We start from the raw sequence: 18,868 nt of genomic DNA, 5'->3' as shown, positions 1-18,868 counted from the left end.
CTAAGGTAATGAGTTTTCAGGTTTGATCCTGTAATGTCTACTCCTCTTAATGAGAGAATGAATTCGTAAGACTCTCTCAAGGAAAAGCTATTCCCGTGAACATGAGCACAGTCCAATGTTTTTTATCGTCGCCTTCCACCGATCGCTATCATCCGTAGCCGCTCAATGGCTGCATCATTCAGGGCTCAGTATGGGAACAGAGCTGATGCCTCCCGCGATCTCAAATCCAGATGGTCACTTTGAGGATATGCCACTGGTCAACCTTCATGATCGCCTTTTACGCCTCAACGACACCGACTGGCGTTTCAGTGATGAGTCAGCTTTTGATCCTTCACTGCGAATAGATCTGTTATCACGCTACCTGCACCACAGAAACACCAGCGAATCAGGCCCATGGGGGGCCAAAGATCCCAGAGCCTGCCTTTTTTTACCGGCATGGCGACAACTACTGGGCAAGCAAGGTCAATATCTGGTGATACTTCGCCACTGGAGCGGAAGCATTCAATCATTGTGGGACCGACACAGTAAAGAGCTGGCATTCGGTCTGGGGAACATGGACGTACACCTGAGCTTCTGGCAATCCCCAGAACTGGCAGCGCATATATGGCTCGCGTATCACCAGCGCATCATATCACTATTAGAAGAAACCCCTGAACAGTGTCTGGTAGTGTCTCACCGTTCTTTATTGCAAGGATTGCCACTGATCAACGAAGTAAGCAGCTGCTTCGGACTTGAACTGAATGCAACAACACCCTCTCCTATTCGCCATGAACTGAGCCAGGATTCTGTCGATAACCGTGTGCGCAACCTCCTGCCAGACGCGTTGATAGATGAACTCGAAGCCGTATGGAACAACCTGCTTGCTTATATTGATCACCGTGCCCAGGATGAATCCCCTCACTGGACAGATAAAACGCCACTACAACAAAATAAGCAGGTAAAAGAACTGCTCCACTTAGCAGAATCACAACCGCTGAACACTGATAAAGATAACCTATCCCTCCCAGAGAGTTTGCTGGATCAACTAAAGGTACTTGCAGCTAACCCGCAGTTACCACTTGAGGCAGCTCAATATAACAGACGCATTATTAATGAAGCGCGGTTTTCAGGTAAACACTGGGAGCAACTGGCCCGGGCACAACTCAGGCGGGGCGATGCCCGCGGGGCTAAGCATTCACTGATACAGGTGATGACCAGTGGCCAATGTCCTCCCTATGTATACATGTTGCTGGGCGACTGTTTCAAGGCTGAACTGGATTATGCAGGAGCAGAACATAGCTACCAGCAAGCGATTAAGCTCAATCGTAACAATCCAATGTTTCATACCAGGTTAGCTGGAACGCTTCTGGTGCAGGGGCGAAACAGCGAAGCCATTGAAGTCCTCCAACAGGCGATATCACACCTTCCAGAGCAACCCACTTTAGCAAAAGAGCTGGCAAACTGCTTAGACCAACAGGGCGATACCGATCAGGCATTAACGTTACTCCAGTCATATCCTGAGCCTCCTCATCCCATTGAAAATCTGCTTATCGCGTTAACAATGAAAACGGATTATACCCTCGGAAAGCCACTCTTTGACGCACTGATGCGCGAAAAAATGGAAGACCCGGTCCTTAAAGAAACTATCGCATATACACTGTCTAGTGTGACAGGTCTGGCTGCCCGGGAAGATCTTGCCCAGAGAATATCAGCACATTGGGGGGCTGTCAGAGCCGCTGAAAACCGTTAACCGAACGGGGAAAGTAGCTTGCGGCTGTTTCCGATTAGCTATCACTCTGCGTTTTTCAAAATCAGTGAAAAACAGATATTGGTCTGCTGGGCAAACAGTGTAAACGCCATAAAGTCATCCTCACTCAGTTGCCGCTGAGCCGCATTGCCTGCTGATTCATTACGATCGGCATAAAACAGACCGACACAGTGCCGCCCCCAGATAATGGGGGCGATAAAAAATCCATCACTACTGACCTGCTGTCGCAGTGAGCTGTCCAGATAGGCCCGCCACTTTGGCACATTAAGATTCTCTACCCAGACCGGTTGCCGGCTATTAAGAACATGGGTGAAGATATTAGGCGAACCGCCAAGACTGACGACAAACTCCCGCTTAATCTGATTAAAATTAACCGCGGAGATAAACCGGGGCATCAGACAGCCTCGCTCCCGTGACTTAAGGAACACGATAGTCCGGCGCATCCGGATACCCCGGTGAATCCCCTCTAATGCGGTCTGTACAACCAGGTTAAAATCCGCATTCTCATTGGGTAAAAACGCCAGCTCCCTCAGAATCCGCAGCTGCAGCGCCTGATCACTCAGCGGCTCCACAACCGGCCCGCTGTCCCCGTGCACCTGAGTGGCCAGATCATGACGGATATAGCGGGTTAAAACTCCGGCGCCATAAGTACGTAACAGCTCAACCGTCTCAGCAGAACACTGCTCTACCCGGGCCATCAGGTCCCGCTTATCCCACTGCGTCAGGTCAGCCATACCTGTCAGCAGCTTATCCAGCTCGTTGCGACTATAGTGAGGCGTTGCCAGTACCTCACTCACTTTCACTGCCAGACTGACACAACGCAGCTCCGGAGTACGCAGTTCCGGTTCTTCCAGAGTGCTGATCAGCACACTGCCCATATTCCAGGAACTGGCCAGCCCCAGACTCATCTCCTCAAAGCTGGTACCCAGCTTCTGACGCACAATATAGGCTATATCGTCATGTCTGACACACTGCTTTTGGCGCAGCTGCTTATCCAGCTCGGCGGTGACCGGCCCCCCCATACTCCAGAAAGCACTCTCACCAAAACGATTCAGCAGGGCGGCAATAAAAGCCTCCTCCTGAACATCGTCCTCATAATCCTGCATCATCATCTTGGCAATCATTCCGGCATGGAATGACTGCGCCATCAGCTTTAACAGTCGCTCGTATACTCCGGGAGTCAGCTTTCTGTTTTTCAGCAGACTGTTGAGCATTTTGGCGGTGATACAAATATTCTTAATCCGGGTCAGTCCCAGCACAACCGACGCCCGACTTACCGTAGTGACCGGATTGTGCCCCATATAACCAGCACTATTGGCCACTTTGAGAACCGCCGTGGTCAGTGCATGATCGTGTAAAATCGCCTGCCCCAGCCTGGCCAGTGAAGAGGTATCATCTTTGGAAATCTTCTCAATCTCCCGAATAGTCGAACACAGCGCGGGCAACTCATGCTCACTGATCCGCTCAACCCATTCGCGTGTCCCATGAGGCGTAATATTTGCCGACATTCTGACTACCCCTGATACAGACAAATGATAACAACATCCAGTTTAAAACAGGCAGAGATAAGTGTGCATCGTGAAGGTGTGATTTTGAGTAATGGAATAAAACGCAGAAAGCTATTAATCAGTCAGGCTTTATACAGCTTATCGCGACATACTCAAAACTAACGCTTCATTTACTCAGCACAATTAAAGCCGTTTCAAATATCCATTGGGGTTATAGGTAGCATTAATACCGTAGTGATCACAAAGATCAGTGTCTATTTCATAGCTATCTCCGTGAGCGAGCAAGAACTCTTTAACAGCCCGATTCGGGCCATTATCATATACCCGATAGCGAGACTCGGAAAACTGCGCGCATACACCATCTTCAACAACAATATAATCGCCTTTCTGCAGATAACCATGGAAGAAATTTAAAACGGCCATGCTATGATGATATAAATGACTACTATCCTCTATTATGAGCATGGGCCGGGGCAGGCTATTCATCAGACTTTCGCTCAAAACCTCATCCAAATGACCAGCATCACCCGTTATGAAATCAATCCGTTCATCGGAAAAATCAGCTAACAGTTCAATATCAATCGATAAAACTTTAGGTGACTCAACCCCATAAGCAGAAAGCATATCAGCAAACCACAAGGCGCTCCCTCCAAACTTAGAACCAATCTCGATAACAGTTTTTGGCAACACCTTATCAAACAACTTATAATAAATACCGATATCCAATGGACTTTTTAAAAAGGTTATATTCCGATAAGTGGTATTCATAACGCCTTTTTGAATTTCTGCTAGCAGAGATGGAGGGAATTTAGAATTAAATGACCGCTCCTGCACCTCAAGATTACTCGTTGGTAATTTATTAAAATCCGGCAATGATTTAAACAAAGACTCCAGCAAGCTCGCCCTTTGGTTATCCTGAATACTACCAAAATAAGATACATTCACATTTCCAGGTCGTTTATAATCACATCCTCTAATACTTTTATACTCTTTATTAAACGCATCCCAGGCAGACGTTATTGCATTCGTCGCTGTACCTCCATGAAATTGATGAAACGTCCCTTCACCCAATAACATCACCACATCAAAATAGGAGTCACAACAAACCCTGCGCCATGTATCCAGGTTCGCAAGCCCTCCTCCCGGTTGCTGGAAACGCTCGTCATAGCCACCTATCTTTATCCAATCGTTTGCGCGTAAAAAAAGTGCATTAGTTTCAGCCGGCAGATCAAACCAGCCACCACTGGATGAACCTGCAAAAACTGAAACATCAAAAAGCTTATAGCCGTCCTCTTCCCATCCCACACTATTAAGCAGCTCATCCTCAACAGTCTGATTGTAACCGGCAAGAACTGACTTCATTTGAACATCCTCGCCTAAATGAAACGCTAACGTTCCAATGGCGGCATGAGGTGAAGACTTTGATGCAGACAGAGCCTTGTTTAATAAACCTGGAGATGCCATGCGGGCTCCGTCAATCATCACCCCCACCAACTCACCACGCGCAACGTTCAATCCGTGATTAATCGCTCTTACAGGTGAGACAGAGCATCCATCAGTTACAATAAAGCGTATATTGGGAGAGATTGCCTGACACATCACCTTATCTAAATTATCAGATGAACCGTTATCGACTACAATAATCTCATAATCATCAACAGATATATTTTTTTGAAAAGGCGGACTCAGGCTCTTTAATGTACGAGGCAACTCTCGCGCCATGTTATAAGAGATCACAATGACACTCATAGCAAGCTGCTTCGATTTTTCTGATGACTTATTCGAGTCCCGATTTAAAAGACGATCATACACTTCCGATTGTGATTTATAAGGAAGTTTAAGACGCCTGGCTCGATAAATAACCTGAAACAATTGACGCATATTTTCTTCAGAGGGTGACAAGGCCCCCTCACGATTAATAGTACCCTGATCAGGCGTATCTAACGAATACAGGGCTTCACGGACTATTGGGTTATATCGACTCGTCAGGACTTTATTTCTGAAGTTCAGCCCAAGAATAACCAGCAAGCCTGTTGGGCTTGTATTGATAGGAATTAATGTTAGATCAGGACGATATTTTTTAAGTATCGTATGTAATTTCCAAACATCGCCAGTCCAGACCCTTGTATTTCGTTCTCTCGCAGCCTGCTTTGGATGATTTGGATAAATATCATCTACTACTACAACTGTATGCGGACCACTTACCCTTTCTACATTGATAAAATCTCTTAGGACATTCTCAAATAAATGCATTCCGTCAATAAATACAAGATCCGGTTTTCTTTGTAACACCGGATCGATGGCCTGCTCAAAAAAATAGTCACTTGTTTGACTCACAACCCGGGTATTATCGCCTAGCTCATGAGTTATTTCTGGATCCGGATCAACACCAACGGCATCACAACTTGCTAAAGATAAACTACGGCCATTTCGTACACCGATTTCAAGATAGCAATCAGGTAATATACTTTCATGGATAAATTTAAGAAGCTCTGTATATGGCAATTCACCTTTTACTATATCAAATTCAGTAGATAATATACCTGCTTTTGAATTATTTTCTAAAACAAGAGAAATATCATTTTCTGAATCCTTTTCAACACCTTCACTCTTTTTAAAAACACCAACCAAATCGTCCCACGGGCCACGATCATCATGCCACACTTCAACCAAATGACAACCAGTATACTTTGCTAAAGCACGGTATGAATCAGGGTAAAATCTATAGCAATCCACTGGGAATTTATGTATAGGGCCGGAAGACGGTGCTATTAAAAAAATATATCCATCATCTTTCAAGACCCTGACAAACTCAGCAAAAATTTCCCAAAAAAACTCACAATGTTCAAGCATCTGACCAGAAATAACTATATCAACGGAACTATCTTCCAGCGGTAATGTATTTGGGTCATCCAGCACAACGGAGACACCTGCTCCGGGAGCCAGATCAGCCCCAAGATACTGAATATTAGAACCCGAAAAAATATCAGAATAGCTACCATTAACATCTGCACCACCCACATCCAACACCAGCAGTGGGGTTCGTTGTTCGAGTTCGCTACCGACAATATATTTCTGATAGCATTTTTTCATATTTTCGAACGAACTTGCATGCATTATCAGGATCCTTTATAAGCTAACATATATATGCACACTATACTTCAGGAAGGTATGAGAGAAAAGTATATAGTAATCATACATTATCAATCAGCAATAAATTTAAAAAGATCATTCCATTTATACGCCAATAAAACTTAATAGAAGTGCAACAATCAGAGTATATTCATTAAGACATATTCAATCTGCTTGAAATATAAAATCATTTCAAACTCTCTAAGAAAAACCAAAACCATCAACGAAAACTTCACATTACATGTTTTATTTATAGCCACATCCCGGCACACGAATCCACCGCCTCGCAGGGGTTAGCCTGCTCCCTTCCGGGTCGACGCTTCTAAGCCGAAAACGACTATGCACATAAATACAATCGCAAAAACACCAGTGCTTAAAACAGAATATATGGGGGATTGGGGGCAGCTCCACCAGCCAGATCCCGGCACACGAATCCACCGCCTCGCAGGGGTTAGCCTGCTCCCTACGGATCAACGTTTTGAACCGGAACCGATCGAGCACATAAATAGAGCCGCAAAAAATTTGCAGTGCTTAAAACAGAAGATATGGGAGATTGGGGGCAGCTCCACCAGCCACATCCCGGCACACGAATCCACCGCCTCGCAGGGGTTAGCCTGCTCCCTTCCGGGTCGACGCTTCTAAGCCGAAAACGACTATGCACATAAATACAATCGCAAAAACACCAGTGCTTAAAACAGAATATATGGGGGATTGGGGGCAGCTCCACCAGCCAGATCCCGGCACACGAATCCACCGCCTCGCAGGGGTTAGCCTGCTCCCTACGGATCAACGTTTTGAACCGGAACCGATCGAGCACATAAATAGAGCCGCAAAAAATTTGCAGTGCTTAAAACAGAAGATATGGGGATTGGGGGCAGCTCCACCAGCCATATCCCGGCACACGAATCCACCGTCTCGCAGGGGTTAGCCTGCTCCCTTCCGGGTCGACGCTTCTAAGCCGAAAACGACTATGCACATAAATACGATCGCAAAAATGCCAGTGCTTAAAATAGAAGATATGGGGATTGGGGGCAGCTCCACCAGCCAGATCCCGGCACACGAATCCACCGCCTCGCAGGGGTTAGCCTGCTCCCTTCCGCATCGACGCTTCTAAGCCGAAAACGACTATGCACATAAATCCAATCGCAAAAATGCCAGTGCTTAAAATAGAAGATATGGGGGATTGGGGGCAGCTCCACCAGCCACATCCCGGCACACGAATCCACCGCCTCGCAGGGGTTAGCCTGCTCCCTACGGATCAACGTTTTGAACCGGAACCAATCGAGCACATAAATAGAGCCGCAAAAAATTTGCAGTGCTTAAAACAGAAGATATGGGGATTGGGGGCAGCTCCACCAGCCACATCCCGGCACACGAATCCACCGCCTCGCAGGGGTTAGCCTGCTCCCTTCCGGGTCGACGCTTCTAAGCCGAAAACGACTATGCACATAAATCCAATCGCAAAAATGCCAGTGCTTAAAATAGAAGATATGGTGATTGGGGGCAGCTCCACCAGCCACATCCCGGCACACGAATCCACCGCCTCGCAGGGGTTAGCCTGCTCCCTACGGATCAACGTTTTGAACCGGAACCAATCGAGCACATAAATAGAGCCGCAAAAAATTTGCAGTGCTTAAAACAGAAGATATGGGGATTGGGGGCAGCTCCACCAGCCACATCCCGGCACACGAATCCACCGCCTCGCAGGGGTTAGCCTGCTCCCTTCCGGGTCGACGCTTCTAAGCCGAAAACGACTATGCACATAAATCCAATCGCAAAAATGCCAGTGCTTAAAATAGAAGATATGGTGATTGGGGGCAGCTCCACCAGCCACATCCCGGCACACGAATCCACCGCTGTGGCTGCTCCCTTCCGGGCCTGACCAGGTTCACGGCTTATCGTTGCGGGAGGACCAATGGAGCCACCATAACGTGACCACTCAAGGTCGTCTCGAACGAGACAGGCGCGCAGTATAACAGCCTGTCCGGCAGATGCAAACAGGATTGCAGGCAAGACTGAAAACTACCGCTATGCGATGAAGAATATGTTTAAAAAACAACCATTAATCATCCGATTCAAACTCTTTGGTAATGCGCCGCACATACCACCAGACCAGCAGAACAACGGCTGGCAGAGAGTAACTCAACCAGTGAATCGCCATATCGCGGGGCTCGCCTGAAGTCAGATGGCGAATGGTGCGCTCCACCAGGTCGAAAACATAATAGGTGACGACAATAATGGAGAAGGTTTCCAGCTTTGCCTGCAGATTCAGCTGCCGGCGGGTACGTTTGTTCATCGAGCTGAGCAGCCCGTGAATTTTCTGCTCGGTTGACAGATCCACCCGTGAACGCAGCAGATCACTGGAGCGGGCTATACGCTGGGACAAACGCTCAAGCCGCTGGGCCGCAGCCTGCCAGGTACGCATCGCCGGGTCGACCCTTCGCTCAATAAACTGCTCCAGAGTTTGCAGGCCCTCGATACGGATCTCCTCCAGCTCTGAGATTCTCATTCTTACCAGAGCATAATAGGCATCGGATGCTGAAAACCGGTTTACCGTATCTGCTGAGATCTCTTCTGCCTGGGCCGACAGTGACATCAAAGCATCCAGTGTCTCGGACTCATCCCCCTTATCCAGCGCACTTAGCTTCAGGGTTATCTCGGCCAGCTCCCGGTCAAGCCGGGACACTTTTCTCATGGTCTCGCGGGCGGGTTCCAAACCTAGCAGGGCGACCGCACGATAGGTATCAATCTCGCAGAGACGCTGTATCAGCCGGCCACACTGATAGCCATGCATGTGGATGTTTTTCACCAGCATCCGGTCCAGATAGAACTCACCTTCGGCACGAAAATCGGTCCACACCCGGGCAGCGCCCCGCATCACCCGGGAACCTATCAACTGATGATTTCTGAACAACTCCCGTGCCCTCTCCTCATCGCCTTCGGCGGAAGGCTCCATAACCTGTATCTGCACCCCGGTGATCAGCTCGCCGGGAAGCTGATCACTCCAGTTTTCCGGCAAGCCCGATAAGGTCTGCTGCCAGCGGCTATCCAGCTGATTCTGATACAGGGTCAGGGTATAAAACTCAGTATGCGCTTCCCAGCGTAGCGCCAGTGATTCAAGTTGCTGGTAACAGAAGCTGGCTTCCGGCTCCATAGCCTGCCCGCCACACCGGAGAAAAAACGCAGAGATATCATCACGCACCTCGGCGATCCCTTTCTCCCCCAGCATCAGAGCAAAATGCAGCACTTTTAACGGGGGACTCAGCTGCTGAAATGGCCGGGCGTGAACTTCATCGGCAATCATCTGCCGCTGTGAATGAAACAGCACTATCTCTCTCCCATCTACTCTCTCGGTTAATAACTCAGATCAACCTGACACTAAGGCTATCCTTTTTCGGCTCGCATATGCTAAAAATGAACCGGCTATATTCTCTGGCGTCTGACTCAGAGAGGGGAGACAAGATCTACCGCCCCTATCAGACTAAAGTCTACAGTCAGACCTAATATACAGGAGCAATATGAAACAGGATAGCAGCCGGCACTTTGTTGGCCGACTCTTTGCCCATCTCACCTGGATTACGCTTCTGGGGGTGTTCTATCTGATTTTTCAGGGCCGCCTGCTACAGCAGAATGACCCCAACCACGCATTGCAGGTTTCAGACAACCATCAGCCTGTCGTGCTGCAACGCAACCGTCAGGGGCATTATGTGGCCCCCGGAACCATCAACGGCCAGCCGGTTCAATTTCTGCTTGATACCGGTGCCACCGACATCAGCATCCCCGGAACGCTGGCCGATACACTCCGGCTAACACCCGGCAGAGTCTCATATGCCAGCACCGCAAATGGCACCATTAAGGTTTATGACACCCGGTTGGATTCTGTCGCACTGGGAGGGTTGTCGCTGGCAGATGTATCCGCCCACATCAATCCACATATGCAGGGGGAAACGGTACTACTGGGAATGAGTTTTTTGCAGCATCTGGAGCTGATTCAGCGCGGTGACACCCTGACCCTGAAACGTTAAACAGAGCAACGCCAATGTTAAGAAAAACACCTGCTGGCATTGCACTGGAAATACCTCTGATTTAGAATGCCTGTCAGTTAATTTTTTACATCAAGAGAAGGGCTGACGTCCTCGCCAACCTGCCTGCCTGGGCAAGGTGGTTGTTTTGACCGCTGTAACAAACAGCAGCAAAACGATGTGGTCATTACCGACAAAAATCAGGTAACCCCCACGTATCAACGTCAGCTCTCATGAAAATGGGAGCAGATCCATGTTTGAAGCACATATCTATTCAGAATCACCCCGTACGGAAACCGTTGCGGCAATTCGCCAGGTTAAACTCAACTCACCTGCCTGTTGCTGGCACAACCATTATCAGTGCAATATTCGTTACTGGATCACCCAGGGCAAACGCCAGTCGCGGGAACATCTGTTTCTCTATATCGAATTTCGTCAGCGTGACAACAGCCATGGCTACAAGGTGCTAGAACTGCCCGGCAACAGCCTTACCACAGAAGCAGTACAGAAAATCATCTGTAACACATCTTTAAGCTTACAGCTTGATCCATTGAAAACTGAACAGTGGTGTCGCTCACTTTGAGCGCAGTCCGTTCTCGGGTCATTAAAACGACGGGACGCAACGCAGACAGAAACCGTGATAATCCCTCCCTGCCTCCAGCACTGTTTCTGTCTGCATCCATGGAAAACCCAGTTCGGGAGGTTAAATACTTTAAAATCAAGTTCTTTTGCCGATACTATGGCGCATCAGCTCAACTTTTATCAGGTTTCACATGATCTCCAGACGCAAACTAACATACGAAATTCTCGATATCGGCAATAAGCAGCACACGCTGGGAAAAATCGTTGATATCTTCCTGATCCTGCTGATCTCACTGAATGTACTGTTCGTTATACTGGAAACCCTGCCAGCCATTACAGCCCTGGAGCATCAATGGTTTTACTGGTTTGAAGTCTTTTCGGTTATTGTATTCAGCATTGAATATGTAGCGCGGGTGTGGAGCTGTGTAGAGGATGAAAAGATAGCCCATAAGCATCCGGTTTGGGGACGACTGCGTTATATGCTGACCCCATTGGCGCTGATTGATCTGATTGTTATTCTGCCATTTTATCTGAGTATGATGCTGGTTGTAGACCTTCGCTTCATGCGGGTGTTACGTCTGTTGCGGGTTTTTAAACTCACCCGCTACTCCTCCTCGATGTCATTGTTATTGCAGGTGTTACAGCGGGAAGCTCGATCCATCGGCGCAGCACTGTTTGTGCTGTTTATGCTGATCATTGTTGCTTCCAGCCTGATCTATTTTGCAGAGCATCATGCCCAGCCTGAAGCTTTCAGCAGCATTCCCGCGGCCATGTGGTGGGCTATCGTCACCATGACAACCTTAGGCTATGGCGATGTTATTCCCATTACTGTGATGGGTAAGATCATGGCTTCGATAATCAGTATCATGAGCCTTGGCATCGTTGCCCTCCCCGCCGGTTTGCTGGCATCGGGATTTAGCGAGGCAATTCGGGAGCGACGCCGGACCTATGAAAAAATGGTGAATCTGGCACTTCAGGACGGTGAAATTGACTCGATTGAGCATAAAGCTCTGAACCAGATGCGGGAAACCCTGGGTATCAGTAAAGAAGATGCCGCCCATATTCTTCACGCCAATATAGACCGTAAGATGGAACAGGACGTTAGTCGCGACCTGAACCAGTTGCGTCAGGAGATCGATGCGGTGCTGCACGACCGTTGCCCCCATTGTAATCACAGCGTCAAATGGCTGGAGCGACGAGGCCGCAGTAAAGAGCGATCATAAAAAACGGAGGCTGGGCCTCCGTTTCCTGCAACAGCAGCTGGCTTAATCCAGGCCGTTAAACTCCTCTTCATGCAACCAGGCCGCATGTTTCGGTGCCTTCTTAGTCCGGGACCACTCTTCCAGCATTAGCGGTGCAACCCGCTGCAGTTCGCTCATCTGCTCATCAGTGCCTTTCACATACGTCAGCTCGAGACGATGACCATTCGGATCAAAAAAGTAGATTGAACGAATAATACCATGCTCGGTAGGTCCGATAACGCTGATCCCTTTTGACTCAATCTCTGCTTTTGCGGCCAGTAAAGCGGCCTCATCTTTTACCCGGAAAGCGATATGCTGCACCCACGCCGGAGTATTCTGATCCCGGTCCATTTTTGGCTTGGTTGGCAACTCAAAAAACGCCAGAATGTTGCCATTTCCGGCATCCAGAAACAGATGCATATAGGGATCAGGCTCTTTGGTAGAGGGAACACGGTCTTCCGCTATCGCGACCAGAAAGTCCATATTCAGCACATCTTTATAAAACTCAACGGTCTCTTTCGCATCGTTGCAACGGTATGCAACGTGATGTATCTGTTCAATCTGAATCATGACAAAGCCTCTCATAGTTAATTGTTATTATTAGGTTTTAGTTATCCCCAAAGTAGCATCTCACTACAGATCAGACCAGACAGGTAACAGCCGTGACTATTATCAGGACGTAAGTCTCTATCAATAACTCACTGTTTTTATGATGTAAATTAAAGAAAGTTTGATTATTCAATAACTGGAAATTGTCTTTTTCTATAATAACCATATAAAATAAATGTTATTTCTGGCCCATTAGAGATATACCTTAGTGAACGATAAACATGCCACTCAGGACACTAAAGAACAGCATCTGGATCTGAGCCATTATTTTCCCTACCAGTTAGCAACCCTGGATACAGCGGTCAGCCAGTCGATATCCCAGCTCTATTCAGGGCGTTTTAATCTCAATCGTCAGGAGTGGCGGATCATGGCTGCCCTTGGCAATAAGAATGCGATGTCTGCGAAAGAGATAGCAGCTCATTGCAATCTGGAAAAGATGCAGGTCAGCCGCACTATCTCACGGCTGAGAGATTCAGAGTTAATACATCAGCAGGAAGACCATGATGACCGCCGTTACACCCGGCTCAGCCTGACCGAAAAAGGCAGGGGAATCTACAAAAAACTTGTGCCGCTGATACTCGCCCGGGAAGCGTTTATCCTCTCTGCACTCTCAGATGAGGAGCTGCATCAACTGCTGGGTCTGATGGAAAAGATTCGCCACAAAGCACTTGAACTGCAGCAGTGGGGTTAGCTTTTTCCCCTTGAAATACAGTGTCAGATTAGATAAATGACTGAATAGGCGGTATTTTCAGCCACTATCATCAACAAATATAAAGTCGCCACCCACCCGCTTACCCCGCTTTAATGCAAGATCTGCACGGTCCAGAATCGACTCAGGAGTATCCCCCCGCCGGTAGGTGGTCAGCCCCACGGTTGTGGTCATGGCAAAGGTTGAATCCTGCCAGCAAAAGGTATGTGCACGCACCCCCTGCCAGGCTTTCTGAATCACCTGCCGTGCGATTCCCGGGTTATCTTCACGCATCAACACGACAAAATCAGCGCCATTCCAGCGGGCCAGACAATCAACACCGCTCAGCGCTGTGCGGATAATATCAACAGTGGTGATTAAAACCTGATCACCGCAGTTATGACCATAGTGATCATTCACATCCTTAAAAAAATCGAGATCAAACATCATCAGGGTAAAACCTGTACCGCTCGACTGTGCCCGCTCAACCTCTGCGGCAAGCCTTCTAAGCAGATGGTGCTGATTAAAAACGCCGGTCAACTGATCGATCTCTGACTGTTGCTTCAGCTGCTCAATCTCAGCGGTAAAGCGGGTTACCTCCTGAAAAGTGATCAGGTAATGATCCTGGATAACTGTGCAGTTATCTCCTGTCACCTGAAAGTCACGCTCGTTGCCATCACTGCAACGGACCTGTAACCGCTCCTGGACGCTACCATGCGCTTCCCTTAGCTGCTGGACAATGCTGCGGCAAAACAGCAACATTTTTTCCTGCGGCTGAGTCTCAGAAGGCGCGACCACCATCCCGTCGTCCTGGCTGGGCATCAGATCGAGAGGCAAACCTATCAGTTGCTGATATTTTTGATTGACGTAGACAATGCTCTGCCGACCCGGCTCTCTCAGCGAATCTTCGTTGAACATCAGCACCATTGCAGCCACTGGCAGACAATCCAGAATATGAAGGAAATTTTCTAAATCGCCTTCCAAAATACAGTCCCCGCCTACAAAATTCCAGGATGCTCTTAAGTGTAGCCTATTCTGAGCGGCAGAACCGGATGCCTATTCAGCCCGGGAGCCCGTTAACCGGGTGACAATGCTGATCTCCCCTTCAAGGGTTTTATGCACCGGACAGCGATCAGCAATTTCAAGCAAGCGTTGACGCTGCTCGTCTGACAGTTCGCCGGTCAGGGTAATCAGCCGTTCAAACTGATCGACTTTACCGTTAACAGTGTCACAGGAAGCACAGTCGTCAGCATGAACTTTAGCGTGTGATACATCCACCTGAACGTGTTGCAGCGGAATCTTTTTTTGCCGGGCGTACATTCTGATCGTCATAGAGGTACAGGCACCCAGACCGGCAGCCACCAGTTGATAGGGACTCGGGCCCAGATAGTTGCCGCCATAGCTGACCGGTTCATCCGCAACCAGATGATGACCGGCTACGCTGATATCCTGAGTAAAACCATCAGAATCAGCCTCGCTTACCCGGATAATGCCTTCCGGTGCATTAATATACTTAGGTAAGATCTGAATATCGATATAGCGCTGCGCCCAGGTGGATATCAGCTCAGCCGCATAATCAGCATCTTTCTGCTCGCTCAACAGATGATCAGCAGAATCCAGTGTAACAAAGCTTTTCGGATGCTTAGCCATCTGGAAGATCCGTGCAGCATTATCCAATCCGACCACCGTATCCAGCGGCGCATGCATCACCAGCAACGCCTTACGTAAACCTTTAACAGCCTGTTCCAGAGAAACCGAGGCGATATCATCTACAAACCGCCGTTTGATAGTAAACTCCCGTCCAGCCAGATTAACCAGGGCCTCCCCTTCAGTGCAGATCTCACCCAGTTGATCCCCCAGGTTGTGCAGCACATGCTGCGGATCGGCAGGTGTACCGATAGTGACGACCGCTTTAGCCTCAGGAACCTCAGCAGCAATAGCGAGAATGGCCGCCCCTCCCAGAGAGTGACCTATCAGTAACTGGGGCGCAGTATAGTGCTCCCGGAGAAAATCAACCGCCAACAACAGATCCTGCATATTTGAGCTAAAGCCAGTATTGGCAAACTCCCCCTGAGAGTGGCCCAATCCGGTAAAATCAAATCGCAACACCGCAATCCCTAACGACGCCAGCCGCTGAGCAATACGCCGCGAAGCCTGCAAATCTTTGGAACAGGTAAAACAGTGGGCAAACAGCGCGTAAGCACTGGGCTTACCCACCGGCAGATCAAGACTTGCCGCCAGTATTGAGCCATCATGGCCGGTAAATTCCAAACGTTCAGTTTTCATAGTTCCCCCTGATCTGATTTACCAACGAGTATTAATCAGATTTCAGAAGGGAGCCATTAGAATTTCTCTATCGGGAAGATTGTGCGGCTAAATCAAAAAACAGACGCGACCTCGTCGCTTTCCAGAACGGGGCCTGCGGCCCCTGCTAGATGGAAAACTGCGTTTTCCTTGTTAGAAAAAGATCAAAACAGATAAAAATCTTGAAATAAATTTGCTTTTTCCAGCTACGAGCAAGTCGCGAAGCGACGTCTAGCTAGCGGCGAAGCCGCGATCTGCTCTTAACGGCGTTTTAGTGATGATGGCCGCCATCCCCATGGGCGTGACCATGAGCGATCTCCTCGGCTGAAGCATCACGGACATCAACAATTTCGATATCGAAAGTCAGGATTTTACCCGCCAGTGGGTGGTTATTATCCACAGTCACCATAAATTTGCCGACCTTAACCACTTTAACCTGCCGCAGTCCCTCCTCAGTATGCACAGTACCCACCATCCCCGGACGCCACTTTTTTGCGCCCTGCAGATGTTTTACCGGAATACGCTGTTCACAGTCTGGCAGAAACTCACCATAGGCTTCCTGAGGTGTAAGAGTGACGGAAAAAGTATCCCCTACCGCTTTACCCTCCATCACCTTCTCGAGACCACTGATCATATTGTTATGACCATGCAGGTAAGCCATGGGGGAGCCTCCCCGTGTGGTTTCTTCAACACTGTTGTCTGCGTCAGTCAGGTGGTAATGAAACTGCACAACTTTATCTTTGGTAACACTCATGAGGATTCCTTAATCTGCTGCCGGGCTGACAATCACCCAGCGAAACGGTTGCCGGGATTATACGTCATCAACTGATCGCAGTAATCTCAAATTCACCCTGCGGAAGAGTAACAATATCCCCCCGATAGCGACCGGTTAACGCCTGACCTATAGGTGATTGCGGCGTAATAACCGTGACGGTTTCGGCCATCTCAGTCACCTGAACACCCCCGCCTGCGGGGCCTAAAAACAAGCGTTTCACCGCTCCCGCCTCATTTTCAAGGGTCACTAATGTCCCCAGCGCGATGGCTGAATTTTCAGTCACTTCCCGCTGCGGCATAGCCCGGCAGGCGGTCAGATCGATCTCCAGCGCCTGCACCCGTTTAGACTGCCCGTGGGCAAGATAGGACGCCTCCAGCCCCAGAGTATCATACTGATTTTCTGCCACACTCTCTTCATGGGTGGCCGCCTCCCGGGCTTCATGTGCAGCGGCAATATTCATATCCAGATCAGCCTGAAGCTGGCTGATGATCTGTGCTATAAGCTGTTTTTTATCCATATATCCAACCCGCTATACAATCACTGCAGTATCCACATTAAATTATGAAAAAGAAACTCGCTATTCACACACTTTAAAGCGGATCTGTGGGACAATACCGCGCATATTTTTACCTCAACGTTTAAACTGATGGACTCCTGTTTTGCTGACTACCGCTAATATCACTATGCAGTTTGGCGCTAAGCCTCTGTTCGAAAATATCTCTGTTAAATTTGGCGAGGGCAACCGTTACGGCCTGATTGGCGCCAACGGTTGCGGAAAATCGACCCTGATGAAGATTCTCGGTGGTGATCTGGAGCCCTCTTCCGGCAATGTCAGCAAAGACCCGAATGAACGTATCGGTAAACTGCGTCAGGACCAGTTTGCTTTCGAAGAGTTCACAGTTATCGATACGGTGATCATGGGGCATGCGGAGTTATGGGAGATTAAACAGGAGCGGGATCGTATCTACGCCCTGCCCGATATGACCGAAGAGGAAGGCATCAAAGTCGCCGAGCTGGAAGTAGAGTTCGCCGAACTGGACGGCTATACCGCAGAATCCCGCGCCGGAGAGCTGCTGCTGGGGCTGGATATTCCTACAGAACAGCATTTCGGTCCGATGAGTGAAGTGGCACCCGGCTGGAAACTGCGGGTATTACTGGCTCAGGCACTGTTTGCCGACCCGGATATCATGCTGCTGGACGAACCAACCAACAACCTGGATATCAACACTATTCGCTGGCTGGAAGGGGTGCTCAACGAACGAAACAGCACCATGATCATCATCTCCCACGACCGTCACTTCCTCAACTCGGTCTGCACCCATATGGCGGACCTGGATTACGGTGAACTGCGGGTTTATCCGGGCAATTATGACGACTATATGATCGCGTCTACAGCCCTGCAGGAGCGTCTGCAGTCAGACAATGCCAAGAAAAAAGCCCAGATTGCCGAGCTGCGCAGCTTCGTCAGCCGCTTCTCAGCTAACGCATCCAAAGCGAAACAGGCCACCTCCCGGGCTCGACAGATTGAGAAAATCGAGCTCAACGATATTAAACCATCCAGCCGTCAAAGCCCCTATATCCGCTTTGATCAGGAGAAAAAACTGCACCGCCTGGCACTGGAAGTTGAAGGACTGGCCAAAGGCTATGGTGAAGCACCGCTGTTTAAAGATCTCAGCATGATGGTGGAAGTGGGTGAGCGGATAGCCATTATCGGCCCCAACGGCATCGGTAAAACAACCCTGCTGAAAACGCTGCATGGCGACCTCGACCCGGATAGTGGTCTGGTAAAATGGTCCGAAAACAGCAATATCGGCTATTACGCGCAGGATCACGCCCACGAGTTTGCTGAAGAGATCAACCTGTTTGACTGGATGTCCCAGTGGACCAAGTCCGGCTCTGATGAGCAGGTAATCCGCGCCTCTCTGGGACGGATGCTGTTCTCACAGAATGAAATTAAGAAATCGGTGAAAGTCTTATCCGGGGGCGAAAAAGGTCGTATGCTGCTGGGTAAACTGATTCTGCAGCAACCCAATATTCTGCTGATGGACGAACCGACCAACCATATGGATATGGAATCGATTGAAGCCCTGAACCTGGCACTGGAAAACTTTGACGGCACACTGATCTTTGTCAGCCACGACCGGGAGTTTGTCTCCTCTCTGGCCACCCGGATCATCGATATGCGTGAAGATGGACTGGCAGACTTCCGCGGTGGCTACGAAGAGTATCTGAAAAAGCAGGGGATTGCAGGCTAAGCACG

The 18,868-nt window shown here is 48.9% G+C and carries 14 protein-coding genes, 1 other RNA gene and 1 riboswitch; of the genes, 6 read left to right on the top strand and 9 right to left on the bottom strand.

What is annotated here, in order from left to right:
- Positions 1-190: 190 nt before the first annotated feature.
- Positions 191-1,729, top strand: coding sequence for a tetratricopeptide repeat protein (locus JW499_RS09745; protein ID WP_205210418.1), 1,539 nt, complete (start codon positions 191-193; stop codon positions 1,727-1,729).
- Between the two features lie 41 nt (positions 1,730-1,770).
- On the opposite strand, the gene JW499_RS09740 is transcribed toward JW499_RS09745, so the two are convergent.
- From JW499_RS09740 to JW499_RS09725, 4 genes are all read right to left on the bottom strand, one after another.
- Positions 1,771-3,255 carry an HDOD domain-containing protein gene (locus JW499_RS09740; RefSeq protein ID WP_205210417.1) on the bottom strand — a complete coding sequence of 495 codons (1,485 nt, stop codon included), beginning with the start codon at positions 3,253-3,255 and terminating at the stop codon, positions 1,771-1,773.
- Positions 3,256-3,438: 183 nt separating this feature from the next.
- Entirely contained in the window at positions 3,439-6,372 is a 2,934-nt protein-coding gene (locus JW499_RS09735) for a CmcI family methyltransferase (protein WP_205210416.1), read from the bottom strand.
- Positions 6,373-8,208: 1,836 nt separating this feature from the next.
- An RNA gene (gene ffs / locus JW499_RS09730) (signal recognition particle sRNA small type) lies at positions 8,209-8,305 on the bottom strand.
- Between the two features lie 144 nt (positions 8,306-8,449).
- Entirely contained in the window at positions 8,450-9,715 is a 1,266-nt protein-coding gene (locus JW499_RS09725) for a DUF3422 family protein (protein ID WP_205210415.1), read from the bottom strand.
- A 190-nt stretch (positions 9,716-9,905) separates the two neighbouring features.
- On the opposite strand from JW499_RS09725, the gene JW499_RS09720 reads away from it, so the two are divergent.
- The 3 genes from JW499_RS09720 to JW499_RS09710 all read left to right on the top strand — a co-directional run bounded on the left by JW499_RS09720 (position 9,906) and on the right by JW499_RS09710 (position 12,214).
- Complete coding sequence (locus JW499_RS09720) at positions 9,906-10,412, top strand: retropepsin-like aspartic protease family protein (RefSeq protein ID WP_205210414.1); 507 nt, start codon at positions 9,906-9,908, stop codon at positions 10,410-10,412.
- An 82-nt stretch (positions 10,413-10,494) separates the two neighbouring features.
- Positions 10,495-10,620, top strand: a riboswitch (SAM-I-IV-variant riboswitch).
- Between the two features lie 42 nt (positions 10,621-10,662).
- A complete protein-coding gene (locus tag JW499_RS09715) occupies positions 10,663-10,992 on the top strand; it encodes a hypothetical protein (RefSeq protein WP_205210413.1) in 330 nt (109 codons plus the stop codon).
- A gap of 190 nt (positions 10,993-11,182) precedes the next feature.
- The gene (locus JW499_RS09710; RefSeq protein WP_205210412.1) at positions 11,183-12,214 is read left to right on the top strand and encodes an ion transporter; all 1,032 of its coding nucleotides are present in this window, start codon (positions 11,183-11,185) and stop codon (positions 12,212-12,214) included.
- 42 nt (positions 12,215-12,256) lie between these two features.
- Here the strand turns inward: JW499_RS09710 and JW499_RS09705 are convergent, their stop codons facing one another.
- Positions 12,257-12,802: a VOC family protein gene (locus JW499_RS09705; protein WP_205210411.1), complete on the bottom strand. Its 546-nt coding sequence runs from the start codon at positions 12,800-12,802 to the stop codon at positions 12,257-12,259.
- Positions 12,803-13,049: 247 nt separating this feature from the next.
- On the opposite strand from JW499_RS09705, the gene JW499_RS22435 reads away from it, so the two are divergent.
- On the top strand, positions 13,050-13,532 hold the full coding sequence (locus JW499_RS22435) for a MarR family winged helix-turn-helix transcriptional regulator (protein WP_205210410.1): 483 nt from the start codon (positions 13,050-13,052) through the stop codon (positions 13,530-13,532).
- Positions 13,533-13,589: 57 nt separating this feature from the next.
- Here JW499_RS22435 and JW499_RS09695 read toward each other — a convergent pair whose 3' ends face one another.
- From JW499_RS09695 to JW499_RS09680, 4 genes are all read right to left on the bottom strand, one after another.
- The gene (locus JW499_RS09695) at positions 13,590-14,513 is read right to left on the bottom strand and encodes a sensor domain-containing diguanylate cyclase (protein ID WP_205210409.1); all 924 of its coding nucleotides are present in this window, start codon (positions 14,511-14,513) and stop codon (positions 13,590-13,592) included.
- 72 nt (positions 14,514-14,585) lie between these two features.
- Positions 14,586-15,815 (bottom strand): bifunctional alpha/beta hydrolase/OsmC family protein, encoded by a 1,230-nt coding sequence (locus tag JW499_RS09690; protein ID WP_205210408.1) that lies wholly within the window; start codon positions 15,813-15,815, stop codon positions 14,586-14,588.
- 289 nt (positions 15,816-16,104) lie between these two features.
- Positions 16,105-16,587: an FKBP-type peptidyl-prolyl cis-trans isomerase gene (locus JW499_RS09685; RefSeq protein WP_205210407.1), complete on the bottom strand. Its 483-nt coding sequence runs from the start codon at positions 16,585-16,587 to the stop codon at positions 16,105-16,107.
- Between the two features lie 67 nt (positions 16,588-16,654).
- Entirely contained in the window at positions 16,655-17,125 is a 471-nt protein-coding gene (locus JW499_RS09680) for a GreA/GreB family elongation factor (protein ID WP_205210406.1), read from the bottom strand.
- A 142-nt stretch (positions 17,126-17,267) separates the two neighbouring features.
- Here JW499_RS09680 and JW499_RS09675 point away from each other — a divergent pair, with 142 nt between their 5' ends.
- Positions 17,268-18,863: an ABC-F family ATPase gene (locus JW499_RS09675; RefSeq protein ID WP_205210405.1), complete on the top strand. Its 1,596-nt coding sequence runs from the start codon at positions 17,268-17,270 to the stop codon at positions 18,861-18,863.
- Positions 18,864-18,868: the final 5 nt, after the last annotated feature.

This window comes from Amphritea pacifica, assembly GCF_016924145.1.
Taxonomy (GTDB): domain Bacteria; phylum Pseudomonadota; class Gammaproteobacteria; order Pseudomonadales; family Balneatricaceae; genus Amphritea; species Amphritea pacifica.
The sequence above is the reverse complement of the archived record's forward strand: the minus strand, read 5'-3'. Positions and strand labels throughout refer to the sequence as shown.